This window comes from Bradyrhizobium sediminis (assembly GCF_018736085.1).
Lineage (GTDB): Bacteria > Pseudomonadota > Alphaproteobacteria > Rhizobiales > Xanthobacteraceae > Bradyrhizobium > Bradyrhizobium sediminis.
This window is the reverse complement of record NZ_CP076134.1, coordinates 4102618-4126544: the sequence shown is the minus strand read 5'-3', so window position 1 is coordinate 4126544 and position 23927 is coordinate 4102618. Positions and strand designations below refer to the sequence as shown.

Sequence of the window (23927 nt, the reverse complement as noted above, 5' to 3'; positions counted from 1 at the left end):
CGTTGTGCGCGGCTTGTAAATAGGCATTTGGCGGAGCATTGCGCTGGACGCATCGCAGAAGCGGCATTTGTGCACGAAATGACCGCCTGTCACCGCTATTGCCGATGGCGCGGGGTTGCGCTTTGGTGATGAGAATTCGCAGGGTGGATCAGACTGGGTGTTCTCGATGGGCGGTGTCGCGTTCGATCTTCCCGAAGATGTCGTCGACGTGCGCGACGGCGTGCTGCGCTTCGTCGAGGCGCAGGTGACGCCGCGGATCGAGCGGAGCCGGGCGCTGCTGGAAGACCAGCGGCGGCTCTATGACGAAAGCGGACGCTATTCGTCCGACGCCCGCAAGCTGATCCGCGACATCAGGATGCTGTCGGCGCAGGCCGGATTCTACGCGATGTGCGCGCCGGTCGAAATCGGCGGCGGCGGCCTCGGCCATCTCGCCTATTACGTGGCATGGGAGGCGATCTATCGCCGGCTCGGCGGCCAGGGCGTCGTCATTCCCTGGGTGATCGCGCATTGGGCGTTCGGCCCGAGCCGCTTGCTGACGCAGGCGACCGAGCAGGCCCGTTCACGATGTCTGACGGGAATGATATCGGGCGAAACCTCGATGTGCTTCGGCCTGTCCGAGCCCGGCGCCGGCTCCGACGCCAGCATGATCAAGACCCGCGCCGTCAGGACCGCCCGGGGCTGGAAGATCTCCGGCCGCAAGCTCTGGACTACCAACGCGCCGACCGCGGAATGGTGCATCGTCTTTGCCATCACCGACGCCGACAAGGCTGCCCGCAAGGCCGGCGGCATCAGCGCGTTTCTGGTGCCGACCGATGCGCCCGGATTCACTGTGGAAAGCGTGGTTCGCCTGTTCGGCCACGCCGGCGGCCACGAGGGCGCGCTGGTGCTGGAAGACGTCGAGGTCGAGCCGTGGCAGCTCGTCGGCGAACTCGACCAGGGCTTCAAGATCGCGCTGTACGGCGTGTCGCTCGGGCGGGTCTATAATTCCGCGCGCGCGGTCGGGCAGGGCCGGTGGGCGCTGGAAATGGCGCTCGACTATGCCAAGCAGCGCGAGGCGTTCGGCGCTAAAATTTCCGAATATCAGGGCGTCTCGTTCCCGTTGGCCGAATCTGCGACCGAACTGCATGCGGCGCATCTGATGGGGTTGAATGCCGCGACCCTGCTCGATCGCGGCGACAAGGCCTTGAAGGAGCTTTCGATGGCCAAGGCCTATTCGGTGCAGGCCGGATTCCGCGCGGTCGACCGCGCCATCCAGACCCATGGCGGCATGGGCCTGACGAACGAAGTCGGCCTCGTTCATGCGTGGCAGGACTTGCGGATCGTCAACATCGCCGATGGCACCAACGAAATCCTGACCCGGATGATCGCCCAGCGGCTGATGGCCGGCGATCTCGATTTGTGACGCAAGGGATTTCTATATAGAGGGATTTCTCTATAAGAAGAGCCGGCTGGCCGGGGTTTGCGCGGCGGCGGAGCGAATGGAGCGGCGGTGGTGGCAGTTTCGATGCGTATCGGCACGCGCAAGAGCACCATGGCGCTTGCCCAGACCGAGGAGATTGCGCTGCGGCTGAAGGCGGCGGCGTCCGATCTCGACGTCGAAATCGTTAAGTTCGAGACCGTCGGCGATACCGACCAGACCAGCAAACTGTTGATGCATGGCGGCAAGGGCGGCGCCTTCGTCGCCGAAATTCGCGCCGCGGTCAGGGCCGGCCGGCTGCACGCCGCGATGCATTCGCTCAAGGACATGCCGGGCAACGAGGACACGCCGGGGCTGGTGATCGGCGCGACGTTGTCGCGCGACCGGCCGACCGATGCGCTGGTGCTGCGCGAAGGCGTATCCTTGGAGGACATCAGGCGTTCGCGCGGCAAGGGTTTCAAGATCGGCACCAACGCCGTGCGCCGCGCCGCCTATGCGCGGCGGCTGTTTCCGGAGATCGAGGTCGTGCACTTTCGCGGCGCCGCCGACACCCGCGTCCGCAAGCTGGATAACCGCGAGATGCAGCGGCTGCCGGGCGGCGGCGAGGTCGGCCCCGCCGATGCCCTGATCATGGCGCGCTCCGGGCTGGAGCGCGTCGGGCTCTCGGAACGCATCGCCTATGATTTCACGCCGCAGGAAATGCTGCCGGCGGCGGGGCAGGGCATCGTCGCGGTGGAATGCGCGGCGAACGACTGGCAGACGCGGCGCTATCTTTCTTTGATCGACGATGCCGCGGCGCATCTTTGCTGCGACGCCGAGCGCGAGGTGCTGTGGGTGCTCAACGGCCACTGCAATTCTCCGATCGCGGGCTTCTCCTCGATCGACCGCGCGCAGATGTCGCTGACCGCCTCGGTGCTGGATGAAGCCGGCGGCCAGTTCATCGAGGTCACGCGTCAAGGACCGGCCGATCGCCCGCGCGAACTCGGTCGCGCCGTCGGCCTGGAACTGCTGGCCAAGGGTGCTGCCGACATCATCGAGCGCAGCCGGCCCAAGGTGTAATCAATTAACTACCGTCATGCCCGCGAAGGCATCCAGTAGTCATCAGCCCTTATACGCCCGCACCCGCTTCACCATCTGCTCGACATGGGCGATCGGGGTTTCCGGCTGGATACCGTGGCCGAGATTGAAGATCAGCCTGCCACTAGCGAAATTCGCCAGCACGTCGTCGACCGCGCGGTCGAGCGCCTCGCCGCCGGCGATCAGCACCAGCGGATCGAGATTGCCCTGCACCGCGACTTTGGTTTGCACGCGCTCGCGGATCAGCGACGGCTCGGCCGCCCAGTCGATGCTGACGGCGTCGACGCCGGTCGCCTCGACATAGCCGGGCAGCAACGCGCCGGCGCCGCGGGGAAAGCCGATGATCTTTGCGTCCGGAACCTGCCTGCGGACGCCCTCGACGATACGCCGCGTCGGCTCGACCGACCAGCGCTGGAACTCGCGCGGCGGCAGCACGCCGGCCCAGGTGTCGAAGATCTGCAGCACGTCGGCGCCGGCCTTGAGCTGTCCGAGCAGATACTGAATCGAATTCTCCACCAGCACGTCGATGATTTTCGAAAAAGCCTCGGGATGGCGGTAGGCCATCATCCGTGCCGGCGCCTGGTCGGGCGTGCCTTGCCCGGCGACCATGTAGGTCGCGACCGTCCACGGCGCGCCGCAGAAACCGATCAGCGCGACTTTGGAATCGAGTGCGCGGCGCACGCGGCGCAGCGCCTCGAATACAGGCTCCAGCTTGGCAAAATCGCCCGACGATTTCAGCGTGCCGACCTTGTCTGGCGTATCCAGCGGATCGAGCCGCGGGCCTTCGCCGGCCTCGAACCGCACGTCGCGGCCGAGCGCGTAGGGGATCACCAGAATATCCGAGAAGATGATCGCGGCGTCGAAGTTGAAGCGGCGGATCGGCTGCAGCGACACCTCGGCGGCATATTCCGGCGTGAAGCAGAGGTCGAGAAAGCCGCCGGCCTTGGCGCGCAATTCGCGGTACTCCGGCAGATAGCGGCCGGCCTGCCGCATCATCCAGATCGGCGGAACCGGCTGCCTGCGCCCGGAAAGCACTTCGAGGAAGGGTTTGATGGTCGGGTTCTGGGTCAAGCCGCTTATCCGTGGGGTTCGACGGTGCAATTTGCCGCCCCTGATACACTGCCGCTGCGGTCTTGGCCACGGCAACCGCGCGGACGATATCTCCGCCCCCAACCGCGAGCTGAACCGCCCATCTGATTTGCCCGTCGGGTCGTTTTTCAAACACCCTGTCCAGCCCCATTTCGAAAGATACGATGCTATCGTGTACGGTGAAGCCGTGTGGTCCTGGCACCCGTTGCTGGTGTCAAGTCGGCGGAGGCGATGTCGGCCCGACCGGGTCCGGCAAGACCTTTAATCCGCCGACGATGGTGACAAGACGAATTCGTCGCCAGGGAGCGCGCGGAGTAAGCCGTTAAAACCATTGCGTGCGGGAATGCCGGGTGTTTCGGCGTACTCGTGGTTGCTAACGCGTGTGCTTTTTGCTGCACACGCGGCTGTGGGTGCGCTGGCACCCGGCATTCCCCACGCCCTCTTTGGGCGGAAAATTCTTCAAAGCCTCGGGCGCCATGCGCCGCGGGAGGTAACGCGTGTCTAGAGATAGGGCGCCGTCATTGCGAGGAGCACTTGCGACGAAGCAATCCTGCTTCCATCTTTTTTCATTGCGCGGCGAGATGGATTGCGTCGCTTCGCTCGCAATGCCGGTGGTAATGTCGACGGTTGGATTGCTTTCGCGGAGCCTGTCATCGGGCGCGCGACCCGCTGGCTCGCAATGACATCACATGCGTGGCTGTCACAGCCACAGAATCTTCTTGCGGTAATCGAGATCGGTCAGCAGCGGAGCCGCCGGCCCCTCGTGAAACACAGCGCCGCGCTCCAGCGCGAAGACGCGGTCGGCCAGCGCCAGCACCAGATCGAGATTGTGCTCGACAATCACGATCGAGGTGTGCCGGCGCAACAGGTCGAACACTTTGAACAGTTCGAGGATCACGGTCGGCGCCAGGCCCTCGAACGGCTCGTCCAGCAGCAGCAGTTTGACGTTGCCGGACATCGCGCGCGCCACCGCCACCATCTGCTGCTCGCCGCCGGACAGGTAATCCGCCGCGACATCGAGCCGCTCTTTCAGGCGCGGGAAATAGTCGAGGATCTGTTCCTCGCTCCATACCACGCCGTGGCTGCCGTCGGTCTTGCGCGCCAGGCGGCCGAGCGAAAGATTTTCCCGCACCGTCATGCCGGCAAACAATCCGCGCCCCTGCGGCACGTAGCCTATCCCTGCGCGCGCGATGTCCGGGGCGGGGAGGCCGGCGATATTGCGGCCCTCGAATTCCATCGTGCCGGTCGCCAATGGCACCAGCCCGGCGATCGTCTTCAGGAGCGTGGACTTGCCGGCGCCATTGCGCCCCAGCAGCGCGACGATCTCGCCTTGGCGAACGTCGAGCGTGGCGTCGTGAAGGATATGGCTCTTGCCGTAGAAGGTGTTGACGGCTTCGAAGCGCAGAACATACGCCGTGCCTTCGCGGGCCTCGTCGCTGCGGCTGTGCTCGACCTCGGGAATGCCGGTGCCGGTATAGATCTCCTGCACCCGGCGGTTGGTGCGCACCGCTTCGGGCGTGCCGGTCATCAGCACTTCGGCCTGGTTCATGACAGTGACTTGCTGCGAGAAGCCGAGCACGCGATCGATATCGTGCTCGACGATCAAGACTGGGATGTTGGCGGCCACGTTCTTGACCAGGTTGGAGACGCGCTCGCGTTCGGCGGCGGCAAGGCCCGCCAGCGGCTCGTCGAGCAACAGCACCTGCGGCTTGGAGCCGAGTGCGATGCCGAGATCCACCAGCCGCTGCCCGCCATAGGACAGTTCGCCGCCCTGGATCTCCTCGATGCCTTCCAGTCCAAGGAATTTTATGAGCGCGGCAGTCTCGGCGTGCACCTGCGGATAGCTGTCGATGTCGCGCCAGATGTTGAAGCCGATACCGTGCTGCGCCTGCAGCGACAGCCGCAAATTCTCGTAGATCGACAGTTCCTTGAACAGGTTGGTGATCTGGAACGAACGTGCTAGGCCCTGATGGCAGATCAGGTCGGACGGCACGCCCTGGATCTCGCGGCCGTTGAGGCGCACGGTTCCCTGATCGGCCGGGTAGAGACCCGAGACCAGGTTGAACAATGTGGTTTTGCCGGCGCCGTTCGGGCCGATCAGCGCGTGGATTTCACCGGCGCCGACCTCGAGGCTGGCGCCGGAGACGGCGCGGATGCCGCCGAAATGCTTGGCGATGCCCTTGACCTCGAGCACCGTGCCCTTGAGGCTCTCCGGTCGCAGGAAATCCGGCAGCGGCAGGCCTTCGTAGATCTTGCGCCGGCTCATGGCCGCGGATTCTTCCGGTACCGGCCACCAGCGCCGGCTCAGCGTGGCCCAGATACCGACGAGGCCACCCGGCGAATACAGCACGAAGGCAACGAAGATCAGTCCGAACCAGAGCAGCCAGTCCGTGGTCCAGATCGAAAACAGCTCGCGGAACAGGAAGAAGAACAGTGCGCCGAGCGCGGGCCCCAGCATACTGCGCATGCCGCCGATCACGACGATTGCGAGCAACTCGCCGGAAAACGGCACCGAGACCGCTTCGGCCGAAACCAGGTAGTTCTGGAATCCGACCAGCGCGCCGGCGAGTCCGGTCACCGCAGCCGATATCACGAACACGGCGAGCTTGTAGCGCTCGACCGGATAGCCCTGGAAGGTGGCGCGCAGCTGGTTCTCGCGGATCGCCACCAGCACATGGCCGAACGGCGATCGCACCAGGCGCAGCAGCAGATAGAGCACGCCGAGCCCGATCAGCGCGACGACGATGTAATAGGTCAGCGCATTGTCGAGGCTGAACGGTCCGATGCTGCCGCGCTTCAATCCGCCGAGTCCGTCCTCGCCACCGGTGACGGCGGTCCAGCGGAACGCGGTGGTGTAGGTCAACGCAGCGAGCGCCAGCGTCAGCAGCGAGAAGTAGACGCCGCGGCGGCGCAGGATGATGACGCCGACGACGGTCGAGGAGATCGCGACCGCGACCATCGACAGCAGCAGCGGCAGCCAGATCTGGCCGCCGAACCAGTGGAGCTGGATCAGGCCCGCGGCATAGGCGCCGATGCCGAACCAGGTGCCGTGGCCGAACGAGACGAGGCCGGTATAGCCGACGCAGAGGTTGAGCCCCATGGTGGCGATCGCCACCACCACCACCATGATTCCGGTGTTGAGCGACAGGCCGAGCGCCTGCAGGCCGAATGGCAGCACGATCAGCGCGAGGGTTGCCAGTAACAATTGCCGGTATTTCGACATCGGCGATGCAGTGGTCATTCGAATTTCTCGATACGCTCGCCCAGCAGGCCGCGCGGCCGCACCAGCAGGATCAGGAACATCAGGATGTAGATCGATGCTTCGCCAGCGGCGGGTGCGAAATGGATGGTGATGCCGCGCACGACGCCGACCAGCATGGCGGCGAGCACGACGCCCCAGAAGCTGCCGAGGCCGCCGATCACGACAACGACAAAGGCGACGGTGATGATCTCGGCGCCCATCGCCGGGTGCACGATGGTGATCGGTGCAAAGAACGCGCCGCCCATCGCGGCCATGCCGACGCCGAGCATGACGATGGCGGTCATGTAGGGCTGCAGCCGGATGCCGAGCGCGGCCACCATGTCCGGCCGCTGGATGCCGGCGCGCACCACGCGGCCGAACGAGGTCTTGTGCAGCAGCAGCCAGACCGCGAGCAGTATCGCCGCGACCACGGCAAGGATCAGCAGGCGATAGCGCGAGAACAGGAAATCACCGAGGATGACGGAGCCGCGAAACACCGGCGGGATCGACGCCGACAGCGGCGGCGCGCCCCAGACGATGCGGATCGCCTGCTCGGCGACCATGGCAAGGCCGAAGGTCACCAGCAGGCTGAGGATCGGATCGGCGGTATAGAAGCGGCGCAGGATGAACCGTTCGAACAGGATGCCCAGCATCGCGACCGCGATCGGCGACAGCACCACGGCGGGCCCGAAGCCGAGATACTTGGTGATTTCGACCGAGACATAGGCGCCGAGCGCATAGAACGCGCCATGCGCCAGGTTGACCACGCCGCCGACGCTAAAGATCAGCGACAGCCCGAGCGCGATCAGCAGATAATAGCCTCCGAGCACGAGGCCATTCACCACCTGCTCCAGCAAAAACCCGAACTGCATATGTGTTCCGCTGCCTTAGAGCGTTTTCCAGCGAAGCACCGGCTCGCGTGAGGAAAACGCGTCAAACGAGAGATAGAGCCTCGTTTCGATTCAATCGGAACGGAAATGGCTCCAGAAAAAGCGGCGCCGGCCCTTTGGTGCCGGCGCCGTTGACGCCAACGAAGTCAAGCGCGCGAAGCGGTGCGCTATGCCTTCATCTCGCAGGGATTCTGCGCTTTGGTCGGGTAGATCTTTTCCAGCGGCTCGCTCGGCACCGGTACGGCGTCGCCGAGCACAAGCATGTCCCACTTGTCCTTCATCTCGTTCTTCGGCTTCACCGTGAACGGGTAGGCCTCCTGAACCAGTTGGTGGTCCCAGTTGCGGAAATAGCCCTTGCGGGCCTTCATGATGTCGAACTGCGTCTGCTTCTCGAAATGTGCGATCAGCGCTTCGCTGTCGGTCGACTTGAGCTCGTTCATCGCCTGCGCCAGCAGCTTCAGCGTGATGTAGTCGATCCAGGCGTGGTTTTCCGGGGGCTTGCCGTATTTCTTGCTGAAGGCGGCGACAAAGGCCTTGGAGGCGGGATTGTCGAGCGTGTGATACCAGACGGTCGGCCAGGTGCCGCTGAGATTGCCCTCGCCGGCGGCCCAGGCATCGCCGGTATTGAGATTGAAGCCGACCAGCGGGTAGGGGAATCCGAACTCGGCATATTGCTTGACCAGGTTGGTCACCTGATTGCCGGCAAGGTTGCAGCACACCACGTCCGGTTTGGCCTGCCGGATCTTCAGGAGATAGGGGCTGAAGTCGGTGACGTCGGTCGCGATCAATTCGTCGCCGATCAGGTTGGCATTGTTGGCGGCGAAGAAGGTCTTGGCCGCCTTCAGCAGGTCGTGGCCGAAAATGTAGTCGGCGGTGAGTGTGAAGAACTTCTTGTCCTTCACCATGCCTTTTTGCAGCAGCGCGGTGCCGACGGCATTGACCATCACCGTGTTCGGGATGTCGCAGTGGAAGGAGTAGCGGTTGCAGCTCTTGCCGCGCAATGCGTCGGAGCGGGCACCGGTCGAGAAGAACACCTTCTTGTTGCGTTCGGCGACCTGCATGATGGTGAGCGAGGATGCCGACGAGATTTCGCCAAGCAGCACCACGGCGCCGTCCTGCTCGAGCATGCGCTGCGCCTTGGTAGCGGCGGTGGCGGGATTGACCGAGTCTTCCGACATCAGGTCGATCTGCTTGCCCATGATGCCGCCGGCCTGATTGATCTCTTCCGCAGCCAGTTTCACGCCCAGCTGGGCATAGCTGCCGATCGCGCCGAGAAATCCGGTCAGCGGCGTCACATGGCCGATCTTGATCGTGCTGGCCTGGGCGCGGACGATCGCCGGAAAGCCAAGTGCCGATGCGCCGGCAAAGGCGGCGCCCCCCTTCAAAAGTGTACGTCGGCTGTAGCGGGTCATCGTTGGTCTCCTCCCAAAGGGCGTTTTCCGCGATGTCCCCCTTCAATCCGCGTATGCGAGAATGTGAGAGACGTTTTTCTATTGTCGGATGATATTTCCGGACGCGGAGGTTCCTGTCAACGCCAAATGCGGGCGCCGGCTTCGTCCTCAGGTGGATTTCGCGATATCTTTGGCTCCAAATTCGGCGGACAGCCGATTGGCCGCAGCCCGTATCGTCTTGGCGTGATTTTGCAGCGCCTGAATGGAAAGCCGCCAGATCGGGCCGGATATGCCAAGCGCGCCGACGGTCTGGCCGGTAAAATCCATCACCGGCACGGCGATGCACCGCACTTCCGGATTGAACTCGCCATCGTCGAAGGCGATGCCGCTGTGCTTGATCTCCGCGATTTCGCGCATCAGCGCCGGAACGTCGGTGATCGATTTCTCGGTCGATGGTTTCAGGTCGACGCGTTCGAGAAATCGTTTCAACTGCTCCGGACGCAACGACGCGAGGATGATCTTGCCGAGTGCGGTGCAATGGGCAGGGCGTACCACACCGACGCGGTCAGTCAGTTGAAATGCGCCGGGGCCGCTGGTGCGGGCGATCACCACCACGGCATCGCCCATTCGCACCGCAAAATGGGCACTTTCTTCGGTTTCGCGCGAAAGGTCTTCGAGCACCGGTGTGGCGACATTCACCATCTCGATTTCATCGAGCGCGCTCGCCGCCAGTGCAAACAGCGGCCGGCCGACGCGGTAGCGTTTGGAATCCTTTTCCTGGCGGATATAGCCGAGCGACACCATGGTCTTGGCAAGGTGAAACGTGGTGGAGTTGTGCAGGCCAACCAGCTTGCTCAGGTCTGCCAGCCCGATCCCGTCACGATGACGCGCGACTTCCTCGAGGATGGCGAAGGCGCGGCCGAGCGACTGAACGCCACCGCCGCGCTGGCGGTCGTCCGCGTCGTCGTCGATATCGGCCTGCGGAGGTTTCACCAGCTTGGCGATCGCAGCCTTGCGCGGGCTTGCTGGCTTTTCATTGGCCTTCGGCTTGGTACGCGGTCTCACAGATTTCATCTCCACGCGACGGTGCCGCACTCTATCAGGCCATCGGAACGGCTGAACAGCGCCCTGATCTTCCTCTTCAGCGTCGACGGCGAGCATACCACAATATCAATTGACGTACAGTATTATGAGAAATAGGTTTCGCGCGCCGGGCGGCAATGTCGGAGACGAGCCGCAGGCATGGGTAGTTGAGCGAGCAGGAGAGTAAGGCAATGGCGGCAGGTAATACGCTCAATGGCGCCCAGGTTATCGTCGATTATCTGATCCAGGAAAAAGTGCCGCAGGTGTTCGGGCTGTGCGGTCACGGCAATATCCAGTTCATCGACGCGCTCTATGAGCGCTCCGACGAACTCAAGACCATCTCGGTGCATCACGAGAGCGTCGCCGGCTTCATGGCGGACGTCTATTACCGTGTTTCGGGCCGGCCGACCGCCACCTTCACCTCCTGCGGCCCCGGCTCGGCGAACCTGCCGATCTCGCTCGGCAATGCGTTTCTCGATTCGGTGCCGTTCCTGGCGGTGACCGGCAACGTGCCGACCAGCCAGTTCAACCGCGGCGCGTTCCAGGAATTGTACCGGCATTATCAGGCCGACTTTCCCTCCACGGTGCGGTCCTATTGCAAGAAGGTGTTCCAGCCGACGCGCGGCGAGATGGTGCCGCTCGCTGTGCGGCAGGCATGGAAGACCATGACGACGGGCCGTCCGGGGCCGGTGGTGCTGGATGTTCCCTTCGACGTCTTCATGGAATCGGCTGCCGAAGAGGCGCCGAATGCGAAGGCCTGGAACGGCAATATTTCGAGCCGCTGCGGCGCCGATCCCGAAGGCGTGGTGAAGGCAGTCGACATGCTGCTCGGCGCCGAACGGCCGGTCATGATCGTCGGCCAGGGCGTGCGCTATGGCGGCGCGGCCGAGGAATTGCTGAAGCTCGCGGAGCGGCTGCAGATTCCGGTAGCGGCGTCCGCCTCGGGCCTCGGCGCCATCGACTGCAATCATCCGCTGGCGCTCGGTCTCGTCGCGCGCGCCGGCCATTACCAGGCCAATCATGCGACGCGCCAGGCCGACGTGTTGCTGGCGATGGGGATGCGCTTCGACGATCGCACCTCGAGTTCCTGGATCCCGGGTTATTCCTTCAACATTCCGCCGACCCGGCTGATCCACGTCGACATCGATCCCGACGAGATCGGCCGCAATTATCCGGTCGCGCTCGGCCTGATGGCCGATGTGCGCACCTTCTTGCGGCAGGTTCATGTCGAACTCGACCGCCGCGCCGACCTCGCCAAGCGCGCCGATGCCCGCAAGAAATGGCTGGCGCAGATCGACACCTATCGCCAGGAATGGGACAAGTTCGTCGCTCCCGGTTTTTCCGACGACACCACGCCGATCAATCCGCAGCGCGCAGCGCTCGAGATCGACAAGGCGCTGCCGGAAGACGCGATCCTGGTCTCCGACATCGGTGTCCACCACAACTGGCTCTTGAGTTTCTGCAAGCCGAAACGGCCGGACTCGCTGATCGGTTCGATGGGGTTCGGTCCGATGGGCTTTGGCGTTGCCGGCGTGATGGGCGCGAAGTTCGCGGCCCCCGACCGGCCCTGCGTATCGGTGTGCGGCGACGGCGCGTTTTTCATGCATGCCAATGTGCTGGGAACGGCGGTCGAATATAATCTGCCGGTGGTCTGGGTGGTCTGGAACAACTACGCCTATGCCTCGATTCGTGGCCTGCAGCGCGGCTATCTCGGCGGCCGCGAACTCGCCACCGACTTCCACGATCCGACCACTGGCGCGCGTTACAATCCGGATTTCGCCGCCATGGCGCGCTCCTGCGGCGTCGAAGGCGTCCGCGTCGATCGCGCCGGCGATATCGGCGAAGCCATCCGCAAGGGCATCGCCGCCAACAAGCCCTATCTGATCGACGTCGATATCGCCGCCGACATCAACCCCGCCGGCGCCGGTATCTGGGAGCTTCCGGGTCTCGGCCGAAGCAAGCCGGGCATCGGGACGCGATTCGATCCGACCTGATCGAAACCCGCGCCGATGCGGCTCTCTATCCCGCCAACAACATAACATCGAGGAAACAGCATGTTACTTGCAGGCAAGAAGGTCGTCGTCGTCGGCGGTTCGTCCGGTATCGGTCTTGCGACCGCCGAACTCGCCAAGCGGGAAGGCGCCGATGTCATCATTGCCTCCCGTAATGCCGACCGCCTCAATGCGGTTGCGGAAAAATCAGGGATGAAGGCGATCCCGGCGGATGTCACCAGTGACGAGAGCGTCGCCAGCCTTTTCCGCGCCTGCGGCCAGATCGACCACGTCGTCGTCACGGCGGCGCAGCTTCGTACCGGCCCGTTCAAAACGGTCGCGATGGAAGACGTGCGCGCCACCATGGAAGGCAAGTTCTGGGGCGCCTGGCGCGTGGCTCGATCGGCCGACATCCGCCCCGGCGGATCGCTGACGCTGGTCTCGGGATTCCTGAGTGTCCGTCCACGGCCGAACTCCGCTATTGTCGGTGCCGCCAATGGCGCGATCGAATCGCTGGCCCGGAGCCTCGCGCTCGAGCTCGCGCCGGTGCGGGTCAATGCCGTCTCGCCGGGGATTATCGATACGCCGATCCGCGCCGCGATGCCGGAAGAAGCGCGCCGCGACATGCTTGCGAAGACGGCGGCCGGCCTGCCGGTCGGGCGTGTCGGCGTCGGTGAGGATATCGCGCGCCAGATCCTGGCGTTCATGACGATCGGCTTTGCGACGGGGTCGATCGTCTATATCGATGGGGGCGCGCTGATCGCCTGATCCTGGAGGAGGAATTACGACCATGGCCTCAGAAAGTAGCGGCGCCTTCATCCGCAACATCGCCGAAGTACCCTGGCGCGAATTTCCCAATCACTTCGGCGGCGCCCTGTCGAAGCCTCTGGTGATGCCGGAGACGGCGGGCTCGCGTCACCTCGACTACCGGATTTCGATGTATCAGCCGATGGCGCATGTCGCGAGGCACAAGCATCGGGTTCAGGAGCAGATCTATCACGTGCTCGAAGGCGAAGGGCTGATGGAAATCGCCGGCAAGAACCACGTCGTGCGCAAGCACGATTTCATCTTCCTGCCGCCCGGCGTCGAGCATGCCATCTCGAATTCGGGCCTGGTCGATTTGGTGTTTCTGGTGATCACATCGCCGGTCACCGACGAAGGCAAGGTCGACTAGCTGCATCTTCAACTGCGCGGTCCAAGCATGATGCCGGCTTCCGACGCCTACGATGTTATCGTTATTGGCGCCGGCGCCGGTGGCATGACGGCCGCGGCTGTCGCCGCCGCGGAGGGGCTGAGCGTTCTCCTGATCGAGAAGACCGAATTTGTCGGGGGAACGACGGCGTGGTCGGGCGGGATGATCTGGATCCCTGATAATGCCCTGATGAAGCGGGCAGGCTTGCCGGACAGTCGGTCCGATGCCGCCGACTATCTCGTCAGCACCGTCCCCGAAATCGAAAACGCCGAGCTGCGGGAGACCTTTCTTTCGCGCGGCCCGGAGGCGATCGAATATCTCGAAACGAACACCGAAATCCGGCTGCAGCCGGTGAAGGTCTATCCCGACTATTATCCGGACAAGCCGGGCGCCACGGCCGGAGGCCGCGTGCTCGAGCCCGTCAGCTTCGACGGCGCAAGGCTGGGGGAGAAGTTCGGGCGGCTGCGTCCGCCATTGCCGGAATTCACGCTGTTCGGCGGCATGATGGTCAATCGGCTCGACATTCCGCACCTGCGCAAGATCGGGCGTTCGCTTCGTTCCACCCTGCGTTCGCTGCGCCTGATTTCGCAATATGCCCTGCAGCGGCTCCGCGCCCCCCGGGGCACCACGCTGCATCTCGGCAACGCGCTGGCGGCGCGCCTCTACGTTTCGCTGCTCGCACGAAACGTCGACATCCTGTTTGGCACCAGCGTCGAGCAGTTGCTGATCGACGGCGATGCCGTCTGCGGCGTGCGGATCAAAGGCCCATCCGGCGCCCGGTCGATCGCCGCGCACAGAGGCGTCGTGCTCGCGACCGGGGGATTTTCCCATGATGCCGAGCTTCGCAAGCGTTTCTTTCCTGAAGCCGCGGGTTCCATTTCCGCGACGTCGCCGGCCGGGACCGGCGACGGTCTGCGCCTTGCCATGGCCGGCGGCGCTGACATTGGCACATGCGTTGCGGATCCGGCCTATTGGGTGCCCGCGTCGCTGTTCCGGCGCGCGGATGGCAGCCAAGGTGTCTTTCCGCATACCGTTACCGACCGGGCGAAGCCCGGCGTGATTGCGGTCAACGCGTCGGGCAGGCGCTTCGTCAACGAAGCGCTATCCTACCACGAGTTCGTCCGCGCCATGCTTGCCGATGGCAACGGCACCGCGGAACGGCCATTCCACCTCGTCTGCGACCGCCAGTTTCTCTGGACTTACGGGCTCGGCCGTACCAGGCCTTTCACTTGGCCGATCAGGCGATATGTCGAGAGCGGCGAATTGATCGAGGCGTCAAGCATCGAGGCGCTTGCCGATTCCATCGGCGTCGAAAGGTCGGCGCTCTCGGGGACCGTGGACAGGTACAACGCGGATGCACGGCAGGGGCTCGACCCGGAATTCGGGCGCGGCAGCACGATCTATCAGCGCCATCTGGGCGACGCCGGCCACCTGCCCAATTCCTGCGTCGCGCCGATCGAGCAAGCGCCATTCTACGCGCTGCGCATCTATCCGGCGGATCTCGGCACCGCCGTTGGCCTCAAGACGGATATTCATGCGAGAGTCCTGGGCAAGAATGGCGCTCCGATCGCTGGCCTTTATGCTTGTGGCAACGACATGGGTTCGATCATGAACGGAAACTATCCAGGGCCCGGCATCACGCTCGGGCCGGCTCTGACATTCGGCTACATCGCCGGGCGTCACCTCGCGCAGACCGATGCAATGCCGTCCGCGCGGCAAGGAGGACAGGCATGACCGACGCAGCCGCGGGCTTTGGCGTGAACACATACTCCTACATCTTTGGCGGCAGTGCCGCCGACACTGTCGCGCGACTCGCGGACCAGGGTTACGGCGGCGTCGAATTGATGTTTTTTCCGGGCCATCTCTGGCCGGCTGAACTCGACGCCGCTTCGCTCCGCGGCCTGCGCAATCTCTGCGAAGCGCGGCTGCGGCTGGTGTCCGTCAACATGCCGAATGTCGACATGAATATCGCCGCGGCCGCGGAGGAAATGCGGGCCTATACCCTCGATCTCCTGGTTCAGTTCGTCCGCTGCGCCGGTGAGCTCGGCGCCGGCGGGATCATTGTCGGCCCCGGCAAGCCCAATCCGCTGTTTCCGATGCCGCGTGACCGCATGGTCTCCCATTTCTATCGCGCGCTGGACCGGCTTGCGCCGCTGGCGCGGCAGGTTGGCACGAAGCTCCTGATCGAGAACATGCCGTTTGCGTTCCTGCCGGACGCGGAGTCGTTGATGAACATCGTCGATGGTTACGGGGACGACAGCATCCGCGTCATCTACGACGTGGCGAATGCTCATTTCATCGGCGAGTCGCCCGTGGAAGGATTGCAGCGCGTCTGCGACCGCGTCAGCCTCGTGCATTTCTCCGATACGACCCGGCAGAGCTACAAGCACGATCCCCTCGGATGCGGCGACGTTCCGCTGGCGGGCATTGCCGATGTCATGAAGGAGATCGGCTGCACCGAGCTGCCGATGCTGGAAGTGATCTCGCACACACCGGATGCCGATATTGCCGATAGCTGCAGGCGTCTCCAGCAGGCGGGGTTTGGCGCCAACGCATGAGACCCGGCATATCAGGCCGCCACGTCCCAAAGCCGCGGTGAACCTCGCAGCAGCACGCTGCGGCCTTTGGGCGTGATGACCGGGCAATCGCCGCTGATGGCCGCAAGCTGCAGCGCGATGAGGCTCTCGACGACCCGCCGGTTTACAATTTGGCGTTCCGCCGCAGGCAGGCGAATCGCTTTCAGCGCTTCCCATTGATCCAGCGTCAGGTCGTAGTCGAGTTCCGCGTTCATGATCGCCTCAAAGAAGATTATTCCGCGTGTCGTACAGAGACACCATGAACGGGATGCGACGACATTGAGTCCGGATTTCGATCAAGCCGCTGTTTAGAATCGTTGTGAATTCAAATAGGCGGCAACGCGGCGGTCACAATAAATTGTCTAAGGAGTCAGATCACCCAGAGCCAACTCGCGACCTCATCCTGGGTGTCCATTGTTACGCCATCGCTGATCCTTCCGCGGGGCTGCGGGTTCGCGGTCGCGGCGGCGACGGGGTCATCGTCGAAATTCGACAAGCGAATGTCGCTACTGCGCCGCAGTGGCTCATCAGGCGTTGAGATCGCCCGCAACAACGGTCCGCTCATGTGGTAAACGCTCATTCATAAACGCTCATTTAGTAATTGTCGTAATTGTCGGTTTCGCTAAAATTTGATCGATCTGTGAGGCCGTAGCTTTACGGCTTTGCCTTAGCGTGCGGCTCCAGGATTGGGGGCTACATGTTTTCCGCCATCAAATTTGGTCGTCGGGCCGGCCCTGTTCCGGATGCGGTGTATTCGGAGATCATCGCCACGCTCTATGGCACGCTGGTCCCGATCGTGTTCGCGGGCGTGGCACAGGCCATTGTCGGGATGATCACCGCGCGGGAGACCGGAGACATCGTTGCCGCGGCACTGGCGGCCGTTAGCGTGATGGTTGCTGCCATACGCACCTATGACGTCCTCGCCTACCGGCGGCGCATCGGCGAAGCGCCTTCAATTGATCGGGCCGAAGCCGTCAAGTGGGAGTGGCGCTATGCGGGCGGAAGCGTCGTCACGGCGCTGATCGTTGGGCTCGCCGCCGCGCGCGGCCTCATGCTCGATGATGCCATTTGTTCGGTGATGGCGATCGGCGTCGCCTTCGGATTTGGCGCCGGCGTCGTCGCGCGGTTGTCGCTTCGTCCGGCTGTCGCCATCGCCGATCTGCTCGCGACCGGTCTGCCCGTCATCATCGTGACCTTGACGGTGCCGGATCTTCGTCACTTCGGACTTGGAGTCCTGCTGGCGATCTATCTGGGATGCAGCCTGGAAATGGTCCGGCTAAGCTATAAATCCACCATCAGCCAGATCACGCTGAAGCAGCAATTCGAACAGCTCGCGCGGCTCGATCCGATGACCGGCGTTTTCAACCGGTCCGTGCTGGACACGGACCTGGTCGAAATAGTTGCCGGGCGCGAGACAGGCGTAGCAGTCCACGCCATCGATCTCGATCACTTCAAGGCCGCCAACGACCGGTTCGGCCATCCCGTCGGCGATGCCTTGCTCAAGCAGGTGGCGGAACGGCTGAAGTCGATCGCCCAGCCGGGCGATCTGATCGTTCGCATGGGCGGTGACGAATTCATCCTGGTGCAGAAATATGTTCCCAGCCGCGGGGGTGCGGAAGCGATGGCGCGGCGAATCTTCGAATCGGTTTGCGCGCCATATCGTGTCGGCGGCCATGAAATCGTGATCGGCGCCAGCATCGGCGTGGCGCTGTCGCCCGACGACGGCCAGTCGGTCGAGGCATTGCTGGTGAGTTCCGACGCGGCGCTTTACCAGGCCAAGGAAAACCGCGGCGGCTATGTCTTTGCCGACAAGCTGCTTGCCGAGGTCAGGGCAAAGGCTGGATCGGCCAAGTCCGTCAATCGCGAGCTTGCCGCCTGAGACGGCCCGCGCGTTGCGATGACATCGTGACATCGTCTCATTGCGGCGTCATGCCGGAGGCCTTGACGACGGATGTCAGCTTGTCGTGGTCGGCCTTCATCAGGGTAGCCAGTTCCTTCAGCGACATCGGCTTGCCCGGGATGTCGGCGACCGCGAGCTGGCGCTGAACGTCGGGATTGAGCAGCGCCTTGTTGATGGCCCGATTGATCTGCTCGGCGAGCGCGTCCGGCGTCGCCGAAGGCACATAGATCCCATACCAGGAGACGTAGTGTGCCCCGGGGTAGCCTGCCTCGGCGATCGTCGGCACATCGGGCAAGACGGCGATGCGTTTCTCCGTGAACACCGCGAGCGGTTTGATGGTGCCTTGCCTGATCTGCGGCAGCGCGAGCGCCAATGAGACGATCTCGAAATGCATCAGGTTGGTGAGAGATCGATCAGCGCCGGCGGCTGGCCCTTGTAGCCGACATTGGTCGGCTTGATGCCGGCGGTCTGGAACAGTTTTTGTGCGGTCAGGTCGATCGACGAGCCGGTGCCGGGATTGCCGAAATTGTAATGGCCGGGTTTGCTTCGCGCCAGTTCCACGAACTCGCCGAGCGTCTTGACCGGCAGCGATGAGTTGACGACAGCCACGCTCTGATTCCAGATCGCGAGACCGACGCATTTGAAGCCCAGCATCGCGTCCCAGCCGGCATCCTTGTATCCGGCATCCTTGTATAGAGTGGGATTGATCAGCACCGCCGGTCCCGTGACCAGCCAAGTGTAGCCGTCAGGCTCGCTGCGTGCGACCGACGCGGTGCCGATGTTGCTGTTGCCGCCGGGCCTTGCCTCCACGACGATCGCCTGCTTCGGGTCGCGACCGACCTGCTCGGTCACGGTGCGGGCGACGATGTCCACGATGCCGCCGGCGGGGTAGGGCACCACGATGTGGATTGGCCGGTTCGGATAATTGCTCTGCGCCTGCGCGCCAGCGCCCAGCAGGATGATGGCTACGCCAGCGGCAAGGCCGAAGGCCCGGATTCCTCTCATTCTCCCCTCCCATCGTTTCATTTCATTCCGGCCGTTGTGGCGCGATTGTCTCGCGCTCTGGACCGATGCGGCGTTTCCTCAAACGTTGGTGACAAGCGACCTTATGCTGCGGGCGAGGCCGAGGATGCGCGGCCCGCATTCGCGCTCGATCTGCTCGGCGCTGAAACGAAACGAGGGAATGCCGCAATTCACGGAAAGACAGTCGCCGGAAGGGGTGCGGTAGAGCGGCGCGGCGACGCCGAAGATTTCCCGCCGCCATTCGCCGAGCGAAACCGCGAAACCCCGTTCCTTGCACAATTCGATGTCAGGCAGCGTCCGCCTCTCGACGTACTCCAACTCCTCCGGGCGCTCCGCCTTCACGGTTTGCAAATAGGCCTGCAATTCATCCTTGGCGTACAGCGACAGCAGCGCGCGGCCGACCGCGGTGGTCGCCATCGTTCCGGTAAAGCCGACATCGGGAACATGCGGCACGGCATCGGTGGTGCGCAGCGTCTCGACATAGATGAAGTCGAGGCCGAACGGCATCGCGATCGAAACCGTGCCGCCGGCGTAGGCCGCAAAATCGCGCATCAGCGGGCGCGCCAGTTGCCGGATCTTGAGCGCTGAAAGCACGGGGTAGGCAGCGGCCAGGATTCCGAGGCCGGGTTCGAAGCGCCCCTTGGCGTCGCGCTTGAGATAGCCGAGCTGCGCCAGCGTGTGAGTCAGCCGCGATACGGTCGGTCGCGACAGGCCCGTGCGCGCTGCGAGATCCGCGTTCGACAGTGAGCCGGTGCTGTTGCGGAAGGCCGCGAGCACGTCGAGCCCGTGCGCCAGCGTTGTCGCAAACGACGGATCGTTTTGATCTGCCACGGCTTTCGGCCGGGCAGCAGCGGATCGGCTCAAGGACGACGTCGATGTCATGCGGAATATTTGACAGAAGTTGCCATACTGTCAATATATAGAAACAAATTTGCAATTCGTTTTGATATTCGTTTAGATGCTCCCACCTGGGAGGCAGCATGGATTTCGATCTGTCCGAGCGGTCGGAGCAGTGGCGGAAACGGCTTTCCGCGTTCTTCGATTCCGAGGTGCTGCCGCGCCATCGCAGCTGGCTCGAACACACCGCCGGCGGCCGCGAAACTCCACCGTTCATGGCGGAGCTGCAGCAGAAGGCGCGCGCGGCGGGATTGTGGAATCTCGGCCTGCCCGAACTCGCGCCCGATGAGCCGGGAACACGGCTTTCAAATCTCGAATATGCGCCGCTCGCCGAGATCATGGGACGGCTGTTCTGGGCCTCCGAGGTCTTCAACTGTCAGGCGCCCGACGTGCCCAACATGATTGCGCTGCAGAACTGCGCGACGCCGGAACAGAAGGCGCGCTGGCTGCGGCCGCTGCTGGAGGCGGGGACCCGCTCCGCCTTCGGCATGACCGAGCCCGATGTGGCCTCTTCGGACGCGACCAATATCGCCACGCGCATGGTGCGCGACGGCGACGACTACATCATCAACGGCCGCAAATGGTTCATCACCGGTGCTGCGCATCCGCGCTGCAGCTTCCTGATCGTGATGGGGGTGACCAATTCCGACGCCGACCGCACCCGCCGCCATTCCTGCATCATCGTGCCGATGGATGCGCCCGGCGTCCGCCTGGTGCGGCGGCTGCGCTGGATGGGCTGCGAGGATCACACCGCCCCGATCGGCGAACTCGCCTTCGACAATGTCCGTGTTTCCGCGGCGAACCTGCTCGGTGCCGAAGGCGATGGCTTCAAGGTGGCGCAGATCCGCCTTGGGCCGGCGCGAATTCATCATTGCATGCGCTCGATCGGGCTGTGCGAACTGCTGATCGAGTTGATGATGGTGCGCTCGGCCGAGCGCTCCGCGTTCGGACGCACCGTCATTCAGTACGACACCGTGCAGCGCTGGATCGCCGAATCCCGCGTCGAACTCGAGCAGGCGCGGCTGCTGGCCTATCGTTGCGCGTGGCGGCTCGACCTGGCCGGCCATCACGGCGCAAGTTCTTCAACCAAGAATTGGCGCGACGTCTCGCTGATCAAGGTAGCGGTCCCCGCGATGCTGCAGCGGATCGCCGACCGCGCCCTGCAGGTGTTCGGCGCGATGGGCGGATCCGACGATGCGCCGATCCACCAGGCGCTGGCCTGGGGACGGCTGCTTCGGATCGGTGACGGGCCGGACGAAGTGCACCTGCGGCAGATTTTTCGGATGGAAGCGATGCCGTCCTGGTCGATCGCGGACTCGCCCTATCTCGCGGCGCATCCATCATAGAGAAATCCAACTCTGATTTTCGCCACGCGAGAGGGAGGACAATAACATGACCCAGACGGCCACCATCGAAACACCCAAGGAAACACCGAAGGAAGCCTCGGCGCCGGTCGTGGCGCAGCATGCGGCGACGCTGAAGGCGCTGCCGTTTTCGGATACGCGCGATTTCGACGAAGCTGCCCGCGGCTTTCTCGGTACGGTGGAGAACGCGCGGATCGCTTCGGCGCAGGGCAGGGTGGTCTGGAGCCTCGAGCCCTATGCTTTCCTCTCCAGCGAGCAAAGTCCCCCGACGGTCGATCCGAGCCTGTGGCGGCAGTCGCGCCTCAACATGCACCATGGATTGTTCGAGGTGGTGCCCGGCGTCTATCAGGTGCGCGGCCTCGACATCGCCAACATGACCCTGATCGAAGGCGACAGCGGCGTGATCGTGGTGGATACCCTGACCTCGATCGAAGGCGCGCGGGCCGCGATGGAGCTCTATTTCAAGCACCGCGGCCTGCGGCCGGTGGTGGCCGTCATCTTCACCCACACCCATACCGACCATTGGGGCGGCGCGCGCGGCGTACTTGCAGAAGACGTGCTGGCGAGCGGCAGCGTCCCGATCATCGCGCCGAATCTGTTCATGGAGCATGCGGTTTCGGAAAACATCATCGCCGGCCCGGCGATGCTGCGGCGGGCGCAGTATCAGTTCGGGCCGCTTCTGGCCAAGGGTTCGCGCGGGCAGATCGATTGCGGCCTCGGCAAGTCGATGGCGGCAGGCTCGGTCGCGCTGTTGCGCCCCTCGGATCTGATCATGGCGACCGGCGGCAAGCGCACCATCGACGGGGTCGAATTCGAATTCCAGATGGCGCCGAACTCCGAGGCGCCGGCGGAAATGCATTTCTTTATTCCGCGCTACAAGCTCCTGAACCTGGCCGAGAACTGCACGCACAATTTCCACAATCTGCTGCCGTTCCGCGGCGCCGACGTGCGCGACGCTCTCGCCTGGTCGAAATATCTTGGCGAGGCCTTGCAGATGTGGGGCGGCAAGGCGGATGCGATGTGCGGCCAGCACCATTGGCCGGTCTGGGGCCGGGAGCGCATCGACACCATGATCCGGCAGCAGCGCGACCTCTATAAATTCGCGCATGACCAGACCATCCGCCTGATGAACCATGGCCTCACCGCCACCGAAATCGCCGAGACCATCAAGCTGCCGGCGAGTCTCGACGGCGCCTGGCATGCGCGGGGGTATTACGGCCACATCCGGCACAATGTGAAGGCGATCTACCAGAAATATCTCGGCTGGTATGACGCCAATCCGGTCAACCTCGATCCGCTGCCGCCGGTCGAGGCCGGCAGGAAATATGTCGAATACATGGGCGGTGCCGACGCGATCCTGGCGCGCGCGGCCAAGGACTTTGCCAAGGGCGAATTTCGCTTCGTCGCGCAGGCGCTGAGCCATCTGGTGTTTGCGAACCCCGACAATCAATCGGCCCGCGCGTTGCTCGCCGATACCTTCGAGCAACTCGGCTATGCCGCGGAGAGCGCGACCTGGCGCAACGCCTATCTGTTCGGGGCGCAGGAGCTGCGGCAGGGCATGCCGAAGGTGCCGCCGCGCATGCCGATGCCGCGCGAAACGCTGGCAGCCTTGCGGTCAGAGCAATTGTGGGACGTGCTGGGCGTCCGGCTCAACGGCCCCAAGGCCGAAGGCAAGCACATCGTGCTCAACTGGAACTTCACCGATACCGGCGAGACTTTCGTTCTCACCCTGGAGAACAGTGCGCTGACCTACGTTGCGGGGGCGCAGGCGGCGACCGCGGACGCCGGCTTCACGCTGCCTCGCGGCGTGCTCGACGAGGTGATTGCCAAGCTCACGTCGTTCCCGGAAGCAGTGGCTGCCGGCAAGATCAAGGTCAGCGGCAATCCGATGCGGCTGGCGGAACTGATGGGGCTGATGGACGAATTCCCGCGGATGTTCGAGATCGTCGAACCGAAGCGGACGCCGGTGAGCTAGGCTGCAAGCCGAAACGCACGGGCGCGTCAATAAATCCTCGGCGCGCGCGTCCGAGGGGAAACTGAAACAAACATGCCCAGAGATATTGTCTCTGGGCATGTCTTTTTGGAGGAGGAGGAGAGATGCTCAGGCGTCCATATTGTGTAGGCGCTGGCGGTTGCGCAGCACGATCTGGCGGGCGCCGGAAAATCCGAGCACGCCTTGGGCGTGGAGCTGCGAAAGCGCGCGCGAGACGGTTTCCAGCGTCAGGCCAAGGTAATCGCCGATGTCGCGGCGGCACATCGGCAGCGCCATCATGCCTGCGACGGCCAGCCGGCGGTCCATTTCCAAGAGGAAGGTAGCGACCCGTTCCATCGCGGTCTTGCGTCCCAGCAGCAGCATATGGTCTTCGGCGTGGCGCAGGTCGCCGGCGGTCATGGTCCAGAGGTTGCGCGCGACCTTGACGTCAACGCCTGCAGCCTGTTCCAGGCTCCGGCGCTTCACCAGCCGCACGGTGGTATCGATAATGGCTTCTGCGGCGAGCCGATGGGACGCTCCCGATTCGAGCCCGAAAACGTCACCCGGCAGATGGAACGCGCCGATCTGACGGCGTCCGTCGGAAAGCAGCTTGTAGCTGCGAACCGCGCCGGAAATCACTTGGTAGACGTATTCCGCAGGTTCATCTTCACCGTAGATTTCCTCATCCTTCTTGTAGCTGAATTCGGTGGCGATCAAGCCGGCATGTCCGGTGACCGCGCCAAACTGGTCGAGAGCAGGGTAGGGGAGCGGGCTTACTCGGCTGGCGACTGCGGAAGTGGTGACGGACTGGGTGAGCATTGGTC

At 63.7% G+C, this 23927-nt stretch carries 21 protein-coding genes; 10 read left to right on the top strand and 11 right to left on the bottom strand.

All coding sequences use genetic code 11. The annotated features are described in order from the left end of the window. Positions 1-166: 166 nt before the first annotated feature. Together KMZ29_RS19790 and hemC are read left to right on the top strand one after the other, a co-directional pair. Positions 167-1402 carry an acyl-CoA dehydrogenase family protein gene (locus KMZ29_RS19790; RefSeq protein ID WP_215620804.1) on the top strand — a complete coding sequence of 412 codons (1236 nt, stop codon included), beginning with the start codon at positions 167-169 and terminating at the stop codon, positions 1400-1402. 102 nt (positions 1403-1504) lie between these two features. Next, complete coding sequence (hemC, locus tag KMZ29_RS19785) at positions 1505-2476, top strand: hydroxymethylbilane synthase (RefSeq protein WP_369810142.1); 972 nt, start codon at positions 1505-1507, stop codon at positions 2474-2476. 42 nt (positions 2477-2518) lie between these two features. On the opposite strand, the gene hemE is transcribed toward hemC, so the two are convergent. From hemE to KMZ29_RS19760, 5 genes are all read right to left on the bottom strand, one after another. Next, positions 2519-3565 (bottom strand): uroporphyrinogen decarboxylase, encoded by a 1047-nt coding sequence (gene hemE, locus KMZ29_RS19780; RefSeq protein WP_215620802.1) that lies wholly within the window; start codon positions 3563-3565, stop codon positions 2519-2521. A 718-nt stretch (positions 3566-4283) separates the two neighbouring features. Further along, positions 4284-6824, bottom strand: coding sequence for a branched-chain amino acid ABC transporter ATP-binding protein/permease (locus KMZ29_RS19775; RefSeq protein ID WP_215620801.1), 2541 nt, complete (start codon positions 6822-6824; stop codon positions 4284-4286). Then, a complete protein-coding gene (locus KMZ29_RS19770; RefSeq protein ID WP_215620800.1) occupies positions 6821-7696 on the bottom strand; it encodes a branched-chain amino acid ABC transporter permease in 876 nt (291 codons plus the stop codon). The genes KMZ29_RS19775 and KMZ29_RS19770 overlap by 4 nt, the downstream gene beginning before the upstream one ends. Before the next feature lie 185 nt (positions 7697-7881). Then, positions 7882-9126, bottom strand: a complete 1245-nt coding sequence (locus KMZ29_RS19765) for an ABC transporter substrate-binding protein (protein ID WP_215620799.1) — start codon at positions 9124-9126, stop codon at positions 7882-7884. Positions 9127-9273: 147 nt separating this feature from the next. Beyond that, entirely contained in the window at positions 9274-10179 is a 906-nt protein-coding gene (locus tag KMZ29_RS19760) for an IclR family transcriptional regulator (protein ID WP_249779736.1), read from the bottom strand. Between the two features lie 200 nt (positions 10180-10379). Between KMZ29_RS19760 and KMZ29_RS19755 the strand changes: the two genes are divergently transcribed. Genes KMZ29_RS19755 through KMZ29_RS19735 form a run of 5 tightly spaced genes read left to right on the top strand, consistent with a single transcriptional unit; the run spans position 10380 to position 15929 of the window. Next, positions 10380-12182: a thiamine pyrophosphate-binding protein gene (locus KMZ29_RS19755; RefSeq protein ID WP_215620797.1), complete on the top strand. Its 1803-nt coding sequence runs from the start codon at positions 10380-10382 to the stop codon at positions 12180-12182. Positions 12183-12242: 60 nt separating this feature from the next. After that, positions 12243-12947, top strand: a complete 705-nt coding sequence (locus KMZ29_RS19750) for an SDR family oxidoreductase (RefSeq protein ID WP_215620796.1) — start codon at positions 12243-12245, stop codon at positions 12945-12947. A gap of 22 nt (positions 12948-12969) precedes the next feature. After that, positions 12970-13353 carry a cupin domain-containing protein gene (locus KMZ29_RS19745; protein WP_215620795.1) on the top strand — a complete coding sequence of 128 codons (384 nt, stop codon included), beginning with the start codon at positions 12970-12972 and terminating at the stop codon, positions 13351-13353. Between the two features lie 27 nt (positions 13354-13380). After that, positions 13381-15105, top strand: coding sequence for an FAD-dependent oxidoreductase (locus KMZ29_RS19740; protein ID WP_215620794.1), 1725 nt, complete (start codon positions 13381-13383; stop codon positions 15103-15105). Then, the gene (locus KMZ29_RS19735; protein WP_215620793.1) at positions 15102-15929 is read left to right on the top strand and encodes a sugar phosphate isomerase/epimerase family protein; all 828 of its coding nucleotides are present in this window, start codon (positions 15102-15104) and stop codon (positions 15927-15929) included. The genes KMZ29_RS19740 and KMZ29_RS19735 overlap by 4 nt, the downstream gene beginning before the upstream one ends. 11 nt (positions 15930-15940) lie before the next feature. Here the strand turns inward: KMZ29_RS19735 and KMZ29_RS19730 are convergent, their stop codons facing one another. Together KMZ29_RS19730 and KMZ29_RS19725 are read right to left on the bottom strand one after the other, a co-directional pair. Continuing rightward, positions 15941-16162, bottom strand: coding sequence for a hypothetical protein (locus KMZ29_RS19730; protein WP_215620792.1), 222 nt, complete (start codon positions 16160-16162; stop codon positions 15941-15943). A 155-nt stretch (positions 16163-16317) separates the two neighbouring features. Further along, the gene (locus KMZ29_RS19725) at positions 16318-16527 is read right to left on the bottom strand and encodes a hypothetical protein (RefSeq protein ID WP_215620791.1); all 210 of its coding nucleotides are present in this window, start codon (positions 16525-16527) and stop codon (positions 16318-16320) included. Between the two features lie 117 nt (positions 16528-16644). Here KMZ29_RS19725 and KMZ29_RS19720 point away from each other — a divergent pair, with 117 nt between their 5' ends. Further along, positions 16645-17826 (top strand): GGDEF domain-containing protein, encoded by a 1182-nt coding sequence (locus tag KMZ29_RS19720; protein WP_215620790.1) that lies wholly within the window; start codon positions 16645-16647, stop codon positions 17824-17826. A 37-nt stretch (positions 17827-17863) separates the two neighbouring features. On the opposite strand, the gene KMZ29_RS26895 is transcribed toward KMZ29_RS19720, so the two are convergent. The 3 genes from KMZ29_RS26895 to KMZ29_RS19705 all read right to left on the bottom strand — a co-directional run bounded on the left by KMZ29_RS26895 (position 17864) and on the right by KMZ29_RS19705 (position 19701). Next, positions 17864-18241: a Bug family tripartite tricarboxylate transporter substrate binding protein gene (locus KMZ29_RS26895; RefSeq protein ID WP_215620789.1), complete on the bottom strand. Its 378-nt coding sequence runs from the start codon at positions 18239-18241 to the stop codon at positions 17864-17866. Beyond that, positions 18241-18852, bottom strand: a complete 612-nt coding sequence (locus KMZ29_RS26890) for a Bug family tripartite tricarboxylate transporter substrate binding protein (RefSeq protein WP_215620788.1) — start codon at positions 18850-18852, stop codon at positions 18241-18243. The genes KMZ29_RS26895 and KMZ29_RS26890 overlap by 1 nt, the downstream gene beginning before the upstream one ends. Positions 18853-18930: 78 nt before the next feature. Next, positions 18931-19701, bottom strand: a complete 771-nt coding sequence (locus tag KMZ29_RS19705; protein WP_215620787.1) for an IclR family transcriptional regulator — start codon at positions 19699-19701, stop codon at positions 18931-18933. Positions 19702-19850: 149 nt separating this feature from the next. On the opposite strand from KMZ29_RS19705, the gene KMZ29_RS19700 reads away from it, so the two are divergent. Beyond that, a complete protein-coding gene (locus tag KMZ29_RS19700; RefSeq protein WP_215620786.1) occupies positions 19851-21113 on the top strand; it encodes an acyl-CoA dehydrogenase family protein in 1263 nt (420 codons plus the stop codon). Between the two features lie 46 nt (positions 21114-21159). Continuing rightward, complete coding sequence (locus tag KMZ29_RS19695; RefSeq protein WP_215620785.1) at positions 21160-23106, top strand: alkyl/aryl-sulfatase; 1947 nt, start codon at positions 21160-21162, stop codon at positions 23104-23106. A 126-nt stretch (positions 23107-23232) separates the two neighbouring features. Here the strand turns inward: KMZ29_RS19695 and KMZ29_RS19690 are convergent, their stop codons facing one another. Next, positions 23233-23922, bottom strand: a complete 690-nt coding sequence (locus KMZ29_RS19690) for a helix-turn-helix domain-containing protein (RefSeq protein WP_215620784.1) — start codon at positions 23920-23922, stop codon at positions 23233-23235. Between the last annotated feature and the right edge of the window lie 5 nt (positions 23923-23927).

Bases quoted from the DNA above. Each gene is read 5' to 3' on its own strand.
- KMZ29_RS19790 (WP_215620804.1), top strand. From the start codon at position 167: ATGGGCGGTGTCGCGTTCGATCTTCCCGAAGATGTCGTCGACGTGCGC.
- hemC (WP_369810142.1), top strand. From the start codon at position 1,505: ATGCGTATCGGCACGCGCAAGAGCACCATGGCGCTTGCCCAGACCGAG.
- KMZ29_RS19775 (WP_215620801.1), bottom strand. From the start codon at position 6,824: ATGACCACTGCATCGCCGATGTCGAAATACCGGCAATTGTTACTGGCA.
- KMZ29_RS19770 (WP_215620800.1), bottom strand. From the start codon at position 7,696: ATGCAGTTCGGGTTTTTGCTGGAGCAGGTGGTGAATGGCCTCGTGCTC.
- KMZ29_RS19765 (WP_215620799.1), bottom strand. From the start codon at position 9,126: ATGACCCGCTACAGCCGACGTACACTTTTGAAGGGGGGCGCCGCCTTT.
- KMZ29_RS19760 (WP_249779736.1), bottom strand. From the start codon at position 10,179: ATGAAATCTGTGAGACCGCGTACCAAGCCGAAGGCCAATGAAAAGCCA.
- KMZ29_RS19755 (WP_215620797.1), top strand. From the start codon at position 10,380: ATGGCGGCAGGTAATACGCTCAATGGCGCCCAGGTTATCGTCGATTAT.
- KMZ29_RS19750 (WP_215620796.1), top strand. From the start codon at position 12,243: ATGTTACTTGCAGGCAAGAAGGTCGTCGTCGTCGGCGGTTCGTCCGGT.
- KMZ29_RS19745 (WP_215620795.1), top strand. From the start codon at position 12,970: ATGGCCTCAGAAAGTAGCGGCGCCTTCATCCGCAACATCGCCGAAGTA.
- KMZ29_RS19740 (WP_215620794.1), top strand. From the start codon at position 13,381: ATGATGCCGGCTTCCGACGCCTACGATGTTATCGTTATTGGCGCCGGC.
- KMZ29_RS19735 (WP_215620793.1), top strand. From the start codon at position 15,102: ATGACCGACGCAGCCGCGGGCTTTGGCGTGAACACATACTCCTACATC.
- KMZ29_RS19730 (WP_215620792.1), bottom strand. From the start codon at position 16,162: ATGAACGCGGAACTCGACTACGACCTGACGCTGGATCAATGGGAAGCG.
- KMZ29_RS19725 (WP_215620791.1), bottom strand. From the start codon at position 16,527: ATGAGCGTTTACCACATGAGCGGACCGTTGTTGCGGGCGATCTCAACG.
- KMZ29_RS19720 (WP_215620790.1), top strand. From the start codon at position 16,645: ATGTTTTCCGCCATCAAATTTGGTCGTCGGGCCGGCCCTGTTCCGGAT.
- KMZ29_RS26895 (WP_215620789.1), bottom strand. From the start codon at position 18,241: ATGCATTTCGAGATCGTCTCATTGGCGCTCGCGCTGCCGCAGATCAGG.
- KMZ29_RS26890 (WP_215620788.1), bottom strand. From the start codon at position 18,852: ATGAGAGGAATCCGGGCCTTCGGCCTTGCCGCTGGCGTAGCCATCATC.
- KMZ29_RS19700 (WP_215620786.1), top strand. From the start codon at position 19,851: ATGGATTTCGATCTGTCCGAGCGGTCGGAGCAGTGGCGGAAACGGCTT.
- KMZ29_RS19695 (WP_215620785.1), top strand. From the start codon at position 21,160: ATGACCCAGACGGCCACCATCGAAACACCCAAGGAAACACCGAAGGAA.
- KMZ29_RS19690 (WP_215620784.1), bottom strand. From the start codon at position 23,922: ATGCTCACCCAGTCCGTCACCACTTCCGCAGTCGCCAGCCGAGTAAGC.